Source organism: Paraburkholderia sp. EG287B, from assembly GCF_040965595.1.
Taxonomy (GTDB): Bacteria; Pseudomonadota; Gammaproteobacteria; order Burkholderiales; family Burkholderiaceae; genus Paraburkholderia.
Window position 1 is genome coordinate 1 of record NZ_JBFRCG010000111.1, and the last position, 258, is coordinate 258.

Annotated in this window: 1 rRNA gene; it reads left to right on the forward strand. The window is 53.9% G+C overall.

The features are described 5' to 3' along the window. Window positions 1–3: 3 nt before the first annotated feature. Window positions 4–258 (forward strand): 23S ribosomal RNA (locus AB4Y40_RS42950); the annotation flags it as partial.

The window sequence follows — 258 nt, forward strand, 5'->3', positions numbered from 1 at the left end:
CACAGGCGATGAAGGACGCGGTAGCCTGCGAAAAGCGGTGGGGAGCTGGCAAACAAGCTTTGATCCACCGATATCCGAATGGGGAAACCCGGCCCGAATGGGTCATCCTGAGCTGAATACATAGGCTCAGTGAAGCGAACGCGGCGAACTGAAACATCTAAGTAGCCGCAGGAAAAGAAATCAACCGAGATTCCCAAAGTAGTGGCGAGCGAAATGGGACCAGCCTGTACTCTTTATCCGTACCGTCAGCCAAACGCT